Source organism: Polynucleobacter sp. AP-Capit-er-40B-B4 (genome assembly GCF_018882245.1).
GTDB lineage: Bacteria > Pseudomonadota > Gammaproteobacteria > Burkholderiales > Burkholderiaceae > Polynucleobacter.
This window is the reverse complement of record NZ_JACVOV010000003.1, coordinates 255551-264144: the sequence shown is the minus strand read 5'-3', so window position 1 is coordinate 264144 and position 8594 is coordinate 255551. Positions and strand designations below refer to the sequence as shown.

Here is an 8594-nt window from a genome sequence, read left to right as displayed (position 1 = left end):
AGCAACCTCCTAGAGGCAGACTCTGGCTCTCCGATGGCAGCTGTATGAGATTGCGAGCTACTCATACCAATCATGTTTGGAGTTATGACTTTGTCTTTATCAGGGACGCTTATGGTGGCAAGATCCGCATGCTCACGATGATTGTCCCGCGGGATTCCCTTTGGTCATGAGTTCACCAGGAAATGCTTAACGATCCACTGTGCCAGAAGAATTGGCTCAATCCAAGTGATTGAGCAGTTGGCGAACGCCATGATTACTCACGGCATCCCCGAGCACATCCGAAGTGATAATGGCCCAGAATTTGTTGCTAAAGAGCTGCGTAGTTGGTTATCCGGCATTGGAGTGAAAACCGCTTACATCACCCCCGGTAGTCCTTGGGAGAATGGCTTTTGTGAAAGCTTTAATGGCACCTTTAGAGATAACCTTTTGGATGGGGAGATCTTCTACAGCTTGAGGGAAGCTAAGGTAGTCGTGGGTGAATGGGTCAAGCACTATAACCATGAAAGACCCCATAGCGCATTGGATTACAGACCACCAGCACCCCAGGCACAAGTACCCAGAATCATCCAGAATCAACCTATGATGCTGCAATGATTTACTATAGAAAAACTCTCTTTGGTAGTGGACCTAAATTGACAGCAGTTCAATGATTGTTGTAGTCACATGAAATGATGTGACGGCATCTTGCAAGGATTTAAGGGGTTCTTTAGAATTTAGTTGTTATTAAACCTTCGGAAGCCATTTATGAAAAGACGATATCTCACTATAGAGCAGATCAGACAGCGTATAAATCAGCTGGCTTTAATCAACTCACCTAAGAGACCTAAGAATGTTGTGTGGAGCTAAGCTCAGGGGTAGAGATGCCCATTGCCAAAAGCACGGGATGCTCAATGGAAGATGCAGGCTACATGGCGGTCTATCGCTTAAAGGCACTGACCATTGGAATTGGCAGCATGGTTGGTGTACTAAGGAAAGCCGTCAGCGCTCAGTAGAAACAACCGCTAGGATCAGACTTCTTGAGATGTTGGCTATAGAGCTGGGGATGATTCCAAAGAAGCGGTAATGCGCTGTTTGACGATTTCTGGATATATTTCTGCAGAGCATTTCACTACCCTGTGGATGATCTCAAATAACAGCATACATATGGGTATATCAGTGTTCCTAGTTTGTACTCATATCAGTTGGTAGTAGACGGCTAACGACATAGTCATCTACTACCAAAATTACATTACGCTAAATTATCTCCAGCATCATTAACCCTCCTTTATGTTGGAGTTGTTTTGCATGCTAGTCAGAACGTCATCATACGAAATTCCTAATGCGTACAAATATGGTTCAGGACGAGCGTGTATTGACTGAACGATGGGCTGCTCTAGTACGCTCTTTACCACTGCCTCTGGTAGCCTCTGATAGTAAAGAACTGCCAGCGCTGCGCCAGCTTTCTTTTCCGCCCCCTTTAGGTATACAGGAAAGGTTAGGCCATATCTTTTATCAAGATACTCAAACAGAGATACATTTCGCTTACTGCTAACGCCTTTATAGCCGCAGACTGCATTAGCATCAAGCTTGCCATTAACAATCGGTACCAAAATTACATGCATGTGAGGCGTATCCTCATCGTGATGAATGACAGCATGAATAATGTACGACTCAGGATAGTAGTCTCTTAGCCAACCTAGACTATCGGAATACATCCCATTAAAGTCGCAATGGTGTCCCGCTGTTACTGAAAAGACAAGCTCGACAGCGTAGCCACGATTTTTTTTGCGATAGCTGTAATGGCTCAAATCAAGCCCTAGGGAACGCAATACCGTAATGACTGCTACCTCATAAGAGCTTCCATTTAACGAGACTAACTCTAGATTTAATGGCGTCCTTCTGCCATCAATGCCACCATAGCCACCAATTTCTTGGGCTATCAATCTGCAATTGTGTTTTTCAGCCAGTGCCAGAGTTTTTTTGTGGCCGTTCAAACGAAGGTTGTGTGCAAATACTGTTACTTTAGACATAGTTATTCCTTTTGAATTAGGGCAAATAGGGACAGGCCTCAATTTGCTATTTGTGTATTTTTCCAAGATTGGTGAAATTGCTGCATAGAGGCTTTTTCAACTTGCTCGATATCAATAGCTCGATGCCAGGCCTCTATATCTAGCTTGCATAGGATTGAGGTTTCAACGCACTCACGTAGAGTCACTGGGGACATAGCATCAAGCTCCCAGCAGTTATGCCCAAAGTTATTTACAAACCATTGATAGCGGGAATCACCAGTTTTCGTATCCGCCTTGAAGGAGGGCAAGTCTCCGCCAAAAACATCTGTCTCTAAAAGGGCGATACGCTCTATAGTAATTTTTGCGCCATATCTCCCTAAACGTTCAGGCAGATCTATATCTGACATATGCTTGCCCGAAGGATCAAAGTCACCGCAATAGAAGGCTATAAGCGGTTTACTGCTCATATTGGATTCCTCTGCAATTGTATTAATTACTGTTGCGGAGCTATAGCCATGCATAGCACGAAAAGTAACGCCATACTCATCAAGAACTGGTGCCAATGTTCCCCTAACGGTTCCCTTTTCAGACCAAATTTCTATTCGGTAGGGCTGATCCTGCCAATAGTCTCTCCTGTAGCTTCTGACCGCTGCAGAGATCCTTGCATCCGTATCTGACCAAGTTGCGACTTTTTCTGCCGCTCTAGTTTCATCAACAATCCATTCCCAAGGAATGATGCCTTTTTCTCTTGCGTAGACTAGTTGCTTACTTACTTTTGCCGTTGAGCCTTTGCCCATATTAGGAATAATTCCCTTGGTAAATAGTCTGTAACAGACGGCTCTAACTGATGCTGGTTGTATCTCCTTTAGGATTTGATATGAGGCATCTATCAGACGCAGTGACGCTTGTGACTTTCCTCTCATGATTCACCTCTCAATGAACCATTAGAAGTTTTTTGAGCTTCAATCCAATTGGATACGTCCTCTAATTTCCATACCTTTACGGTAGCAGATAGTGAAATGGGCTTGGGAAACTTGGACTGCGCCACCCACAGATTAATTGAGGATTTAGCTAATGTAGTTAAGGCACTAACTTCAGCGATCCTTATTAGCTGACTTTTTTGGATGATGTCACTTTTAAGTGAGCTTAGTAATTCATTTGCAGCTACAACGTTTGTATTGGTTATTTCCATTTAACTCTCCTTTAAGAAGAGTCAATTACAAAGATTTGGTACCTATAAGAAAACGCATCAAAGGTTTGCTGCTTGATTAGTCGTGAACTAAATGATCAAACTCCCCAGCCTTCCACCATTTGATCCATTGATCATAGGTTCGTCTCTCAATCATAAGTTCGGGTAATTGATGTGCGACCCTAACCTTATTAATGGCAGCCAAGTTCAGCCAAATATCTTCTATATTCGGGAATTTATCTGGAAAGTTTAGCTGGTATGTTGTCACAGCTTCCCTGAAGTACTCTCGTTCCTCGTAATGTATCCGAGAGCCGGGCAACTTATTAATGTCAGTTATAGAGTTATCTGTCATACGATACTGGTCAATAAAATGAAGGATATCCAGTCCTAATTCATATATCGCTGTTCGTAACTTTGGATCTACAGAATCTACGGGAATCTGAGTGCATGCATCTCTGAACTCCAAGAGATCTGTCTCAAGTTGATTAACTAAGCTGCGCTTGATTTCTGCATTGCTTATAGACTTCGCTTTACTTGCCATCAAGATCCCCTGCAAAGACTCCTGCAATAGAAACTACGCCAGAGAGTGCAGGCTTCTCCCATTTACCCTGTCAGGCTAGGCGTAGATATTGAGTTTACGCAGCTTTTTGCTCTAAAAGTTTAATTACATTACCCCAAGAACCAGTTTGACAATAAGACTCCCAGTCTATCGCCAACTTTTTCCTTCTCTCAAGCAAATCTCCACGTCTGTAGGCCGCCTCAACCTGATTGGCAACTGTGTGCGCAAGAGCTTTTTCTGCTACTTCTGGAAAGTGGTCTGTCTCTTCGGCAACCCAATCCCTAAAGGCAGATCTAAAGCCATGAACAGTAATACCTGGCGTAATTTTTTTTGCCAAATTAGCCATCGCTACATTATTTAACGGTTTTTCATTGTTTGAGAATAGATAGATGCTTTTTAGATCCTTTGATCTTGCGATTTCTAGTAGCTCTAGGGATCTGTTGCATAGCGGTACCCGATGCTCCCTTCTGGCTTTCATGCGCTCTGCTGGAATAATCCAAACTCCATCAGAAACCTCATCACGAAGCCCAAAAATTACCTCACCAGTACGGTTTGCATTAAGTATCAAAAACTCCAACGCTACAGCAGTTACGCTATCGTATTCCTTGAGTTCTTTGATAAATTCAGGTATCTCTTTGTACGGCAAAGCCTTGTGATGTTGAACTGGAGTTACCTTAGAAGGTTTCTGAAGAATTGTCTCTAAATGGCCTCGCCATAACGCTGGATTAAATCCTGAGCGCATCTTCCTAGTTGTAGCTGACGCCAGAACCCATTCGATCCTCGCTCTAAGTCTTGACGCTGTTTCTGTTTTTTTTACCCATATTGGCTCAAGAATCTGAAGAATATGATCCGTATCTACCTCATTTATAGGTAAATCCCCAATTATTGGAAATGCGTAGTCACGCAAAGTATTAATCCACTGACTACTATGTTTTTCATTTGCCCATTCAAGCCTTTTTAGTTCGTGGCAAGCAACAGCATATTCGCTAAATGTTGGTAGGCTTGATTCTTGTTTTGCTGGCGCCAATGGCCTTTCTTTTGGTGTCTTGGGGTTGGTTCCTTGGTTTAACTGATTTCTAGCTGCAATGGCTCTTTTTCTGGCTTCCTTAAGGCTAATTTCTGGGTACGATCCGATGCTGAGGTCATGTCGCTTTCCGTTATAAAGGTATCTAAGCGCCCAATATTTTTGTAGGCTTGGTTTTACTTGTAGATTTAGGCCCTTTGTTTCGCTATCTGTATAGCGACCAGGCTTGGTAATATTTTTGATAAATAAGTCGGTAAGTGAGTTTTTCATTAACATTTCCTGTCTAAAATCCCCACAATTTTCCCCACACTATTGTGGTGATTTGCCATGTGAGGTGTTGATAGGCAATGTATGATCTTGAGTAGAGATCCACTACGCATTAAAGGTTTAATGCGTTATTTGAACCATTAAATTCAACAGGTTAGGTGGATAAGGGTTGCTAAGAGAGTCCAAGTTCATACAATGCCTGCCAGACATCCACTTTGGTCTCGTCTCCGCCAAGTACTTAAAGATAAAGGGGCCTATGGCCCCTTTATTTATTTCTAGACATTGGTTAACGCTTTTGTGATTATCATTTAAGCAATCACAATCATTACAACTGCCATGCAAAGGAATTCTGTGAATCGCATCATCCATCTAGTGCTTGCTACTTGTTTCGCTATTTCCTCTGGCATGGCGCTTGCATATCCCACCAAGCCCATAACGATTATTGTTCCTCAGGCACCGGGTGGAACAAATGACATTGTTGGTCGGGTCGTTGCGCAGCGTCTTGGCGAGCAAATAAAAGCTTCTGTGATTGTCGAAAACAAACCTGGAGCTGGTGGCAACATTGGTACTCAGTATGTTGCCAATGGACCCAAGGATGGTTACACCCTTTTAATGACCATTAGCAGTGCCCAAGCTATTAATCCTGCGCTTTATAAAAATCCAGGGTTTGATCCAGTCAACGACTTTATTCCTCTAGCCATGATCGGCTCGGTCCCTAATGTTTTGGTGGTCAACCCAAACTTCCCAGCCAAGAATTTAGATGAATTCTTAAAGCTGGTTAAGTCAAAGCCTCCAGAAACTTATCAATATGCTTCAGCAGGGAATGGCACCTTAAACCATCTCTTGGGTGAAATGCTCAATCAAAGTTATGGCATATCTTTGCAACACATTCCTTATAAGGGTGTGGCACCTGCTCTCAATGATCTTTTGGGAGGTCAGGTTCAAATTGCATTTGCGAGTTTGCCTTCTGTACTGCAATACATCAACTCACAAAAACTGATTGCTCTTGGTGTTAGCTCTCCAAAGCGCTCACCCATCCTTCCGGATGTGCCGTCGATTTCAGAAAAGGTTCCTGGATTCTCGGGGTCCTTATGGATTGGCTTGTTTGCGCCAAAAGGTACGCCTAAAGTGGTGGTGGATAAATTACAAAAGGAAATGCAGTTAACACTCGCAAACCCGGAATTAAGAGAAAAATTACAGGCCTCTGGAGTAGAGCTCGCAAACATGACGCCTGCTGAGTTTGCAAAACAGTTGCAAGATGATATTGCTCGCTGGGCAAAGATTGTTAAAACCTCTGGCGCATCATTAGACTAGTCTCTAATGGATACTCAAGAATGTAATAAAGATAAAGGGGCCGAGGCCCCTTTATTTATTTTCAATTTTGCAATGAAGATTAATTAAAGCCGTTCACCGCCTGCATATAGCCTTGGATGTACTGTGGGGGGACATAGAGTTCAGTCTTGATGCCAGACTTCGAAGAAACGGTCATGATGAAACCCTTCTTCATTTTGTCTTTGAGGAATGCTTCAGTCAACTGAACGGATAGCACTTCTCTGAAGATGCAGCCTCGTTCACCACATGCGCCAGCTTCTCTGCCAACCACTTTAAATGTTGTTGCAGGAGCGCCTTCTTGGGTTGCTGAATCGTAATAACGCCATTGTGAGAAATACGTTAACTGTGCAACCAACTCATAAGTCTTTGCACCTTGCTTTGTCTGCTCAGCTCTGAGACTAAACATTTCATAAGTATTGGCTTCATCCATCGTGTTGATAGGAGGGCCCTGATAGGTTTTGCCACCAGTTACTGAGTTGGGCGTAATGATGGTTGAGTGATAAACGTCATTAATTTCCCAGCCACTAATTTTTTTGTCATTGTGGTTACAGGCAATAAGACCAGCGCCGATTGCCAGCAATAGAACTACTCGATAGATGATGCGATGCATATAAAACTCCTTAATATCACCAAATCATACTATCCCTTAGTGGGAGGCTTGGTATCTGTGGCTTAGACGTACTTTCCAGTCAATCCGCCATCAACTACCAGTTCAGTGCCGGTGATATAGGCTGCCGCATCAGACACCAGGAAGGCGCAGGCATGAGCTACATCCCAGGCGGACCCTGAGCGACCCAAAGGCACCTGACGATCGCGGGCTGCGCGTGCCTCATCAAGCCCATTTTCCGAGAACATTTTCGCGACAGTATTGGCGATCCGCGGGGTATCGATTAGACCGGGAACTACGGTATTGGCACGAATACCCATATTGGCATATTGCTGGGCAATCATCCGAATAAATTGAGTATTGGCAGCTTTGGTCACGCTATAGGCTAGGTGAGGGTATCCAAGATAGCGCATGCCGGCTACTGAGGAAATGGCGATGATGTTGCCAGTCTTTCTGGATGCCATTTCAGGTAAGACTTCCTGGGCTGCTAACAAAAGGCTGCGTACATTAATTTTATGAATGCGGTCAAAATCCTCAGCACTGGTTTCCATGGGGCCGCCAACTTTGCCGACACCCACGTTGTGATGCAAAACATCAATAGGGCCAAACTGTTTGCGAGCTTCACTGAAAAGCCTCTTCACATCCTCCTCTTCGGAGACATCGCCAACAAAAGTTTTGGCTATGCCACCTTCATCTTGGATGATCTTGGCTGTTTCTTCTGCCGATGCTTGATCTCTGTCGACCACGCAGACCTTAGCGCCTAAACGCGCATAGGTAACGCATGAGGCTCTACCGATGCTCCATCCAGGCCCAGCTGAACCGCCACCTGATACAAAGATCACACGATTAGTGAGGTCGGTGGGTAAACCCGGAGGATGCTTTGGATTCATTTTCTGACGCTTTTACTGACTAAGGCCTACCGTCATACCGCCGCAAACATAAACTACTTGACCAGTAGTAAAACCAGCGCGTTGATCAAGTAATGAAGCAGCTATGTGAGCTACCTCCTCTGGTTGACCAATACGACCTAGCGGTACGCCATCTAGAATGCGCTGTGTAGCTGGCGCATCTGGAGGATTGGCGCTTTGAAAAAGTTCTGTAGCAATCGGGCCAGGTCCAATCGCATTTACGGTAATGCCATCAGCAGCAAGCTCTAAAGCGAGCGTTCGAGTCAGGCCCAACAATCCTGCTTTAGAGGTTGCATAAGCAATACGCTCTTCTTTACCTAGGGCGGCGCGACTGGCGATATTCACAATACGGCCAAAGTGAGCAGACTTCATGGTGGGAAGTAGGGCTTGTACACAGATGATGGCAGCAGCGACATTCACATTCATCACCGCCTGAAAATCAGCGATAGTGGTTTTCTCAATAGTGGCAGGGCGAACAATGCCTGCGTTGTTAACTAAGCGAATAATCTTAAATTTGGATGTTACGTCTGCTAATGCAGCGCGTAAAACTTTTTCGTCTGATACATCTACTTGAACAAAGGTTTCGTTTTCAGCAATATTTTCTGGCGCTGCTTTATCAAAGTTAATAACATGCATGCCATCAGCAATCAGCCTTTCGGATATTGCACGGCCAATGCCACGGCTAGCGCCAGTAACTAAGACACATTCTCTAGCGCTCAT

10 protein-coding genes and 1 pseudogene are annotated in these 8594 nt (G+C 44.2%); 3 read left to right on the top strand and 8 right to left on the bottom strand.

The window, feature by feature from the left end; translation table 11 throughout:
* A pseudogene (locus ICN19_RS10230) lies at positions 1-594 on the top strand (integrase core domain-containing protein); the annotation flags it as partial.
* Between the two features lie 266 nt (positions 595-860).
* Positions 861-992, top strand: a complete 132-nt coding sequence (locus ICN19_RS10225; protein WP_255536991.1) for a hypothetical protein — start codon at positions 861-863, stop codon at positions 990-992.
* A 261-nt stretch (positions 993-1253) separates the two neighbouring features.
* On the opposite strand, the gene ICN19_RS09375 is transcribed toward ICN19_RS10225, so the two are convergent.
* From ICN19_RS09375 to ICN19_RS09355, 5 genes are all read right to left on the bottom strand, one after another.
* Entirely contained in the window at positions 1254-2009 is a 756-nt protein-coding gene (locus ICN19_RS09375) for a plasmid recombination protein (protein WP_216247324.1), read from the bottom strand.
* A 38-nt stretch (positions 2010-2047) separates the two neighbouring features.
* Positions 2048-2911 carry a hypothetical protein gene (locus tag ICN19_RS09370; RefSeq protein WP_216247322.1) on the bottom strand — a complete coding sequence of 288 codons (864 nt, stop codon included), beginning with the start codon at positions 2909-2911 and terminating at the stop codon, positions 2048-2050.
* Entirely contained in the window at positions 2908-3180 is a 273-nt protein-coding gene (locus ICN19_RS09365) for an AlpA family transcriptional regulator (RefSeq protein WP_216247320.1), read from the bottom strand. The genes ICN19_RS09370 and ICN19_RS09365 overlap by 4 nt, the downstream gene beginning before the upstream one ends.
* 76 nt (positions 3181-3256) lie before the next feature.
* Positions 3257-3718, bottom strand: a complete 462-nt coding sequence (locus ICN19_RS09360) for a hypothetical protein (protein WP_216247318.1) — start codon at positions 3716-3718, stop codon at positions 3257-3259.
* A gap of 94 nt (positions 3719-3812) precedes the next feature.
* A complete protein-coding gene (locus ICN19_RS09355; protein WP_216247316.1) occupies positions 3813-5030 on the bottom strand; it encodes an integrase arm-type DNA-binding domain-containing protein in 1218 nt (405 codons plus the stop codon).
* 402 nt (positions 5031-5432) lie between these two features.
* Between ICN19_RS09355 and ICN19_RS09350 the strand changes: the two genes are divergently transcribed.
* Entirely contained in the window at positions 5433-6341 is a 909-nt protein-coding gene (locus tag ICN19_RS09350) for a tripartite tricarboxylate transporter substrate binding protein (RefSeq protein WP_255536999.1), read from the top strand.
* Between the two features lie 79 nt (positions 6342-6420).
* Here ICN19_RS09350 and ICN19_RS09345 read toward each other — a convergent pair whose 3' ends face one another.
* The 3 genes from ICN19_RS09345 to ICN19_RS09335 all read right to left on the bottom strand — a co-directional run bounded on the left by ICN19_RS09345 (position 6421) and on the right by ICN19_RS09335 (position 8594).
* Positions 6421-6969, bottom strand: a complete 549-nt coding sequence (locus ICN19_RS09345) for a hypothetical protein (protein ID WP_216247313.1) — start codon at positions 6967-6969, stop codon at positions 6421-6423.
* Between the two features lie 62 nt (positions 6970-7031).
* Positions 7032-7856, bottom strand: a complete 825-nt coding sequence (locus ICN19_RS09340; RefSeq protein WP_216247311.1) for an SDR family NAD(P)-dependent oxidoreductase — start codon at positions 7854-7856, stop codon at positions 7032-7034.
* A 12-nt stretch (positions 7857-7868) separates the two neighbouring features.
* Positions 7869-8594, bottom strand: coding sequence for an SDR family oxidoreductase (locus ICN19_RS09335; RefSeq protein ID WP_216247310.1), 726 nt, complete (start codon positions 8592-8594; stop codon positions 7869-7871).

Excerpts from the sequence above, each read along its gene's own strand:
- ICN19_RS10225 (WP_255536991.1), top strand. The coding sequence starts at position 861 with ATGCCCATTGCCAAAAGCACGGGATGCTCAATGGAAGATGCAGGCTAC.
- ICN19_RS09375 (WP_216247324.1), bottom strand. The coding sequence starts at position 2,009 with ATGTCTAAAGTAACAGTATTTGCACACAACCTTCGTTTGAACGGCCAC.
- ICN19_RS09370 (WP_216247322.1), bottom strand. The coding sequence starts at position 2,911 with ATGAGAGGAAAGTCACAAGCGTCACTGCGTCTGATAGATGCCTCATAT.
- ICN19_RS09365 (WP_216247320.1), bottom strand. The coding sequence starts at position 3,180 with ATGGAAATAACCAATACAAACGTTGTAGCTGCAAATGAATTACTAAGC.
- ICN19_RS09360 (WP_216247318.1), bottom strand. The coding sequence starts at position 3,718 with ATGGCAAGTAAAGCGAAGTCTATAAGCAATGCAGAAATCAAGCGCAGC.
- ICN19_RS09355 (WP_216247316.1), bottom strand. The coding sequence starts at position 5,030 with ATGAAAAACTCACTTACCGACTTATTTATCAAAAATATTACCAAGCCT.
- ICN19_RS09350 (WP_255536999.1), top strand. The coding sequence starts at position 5,433 with ATGGCGCTTGCATATCCCACCAAGCCCATAACGATTATTGTTCCTCAG.
- ICN19_RS09345 (WP_216247313.1), bottom strand. The coding sequence starts at position 6,969 with ATGCATCGCATCATCTATCGAGTAGTTCTATTGCTGGCAATCGGCGCT.
- ICN19_RS09340 (WP_216247311.1), bottom strand. The coding sequence starts at position 7,856 with ATGAATCCAAAGCATCCTCCGGGTTTACCCACCGACCTCACTAATCGT.
- ICN19_RS09335 (WP_216247310.1), bottom strand. The coding sequence starts at position 8,594 with ATGAGCGCTAGAGAATGTGTCTTAGTTACTGGCGCTAGCCGTGGCATT.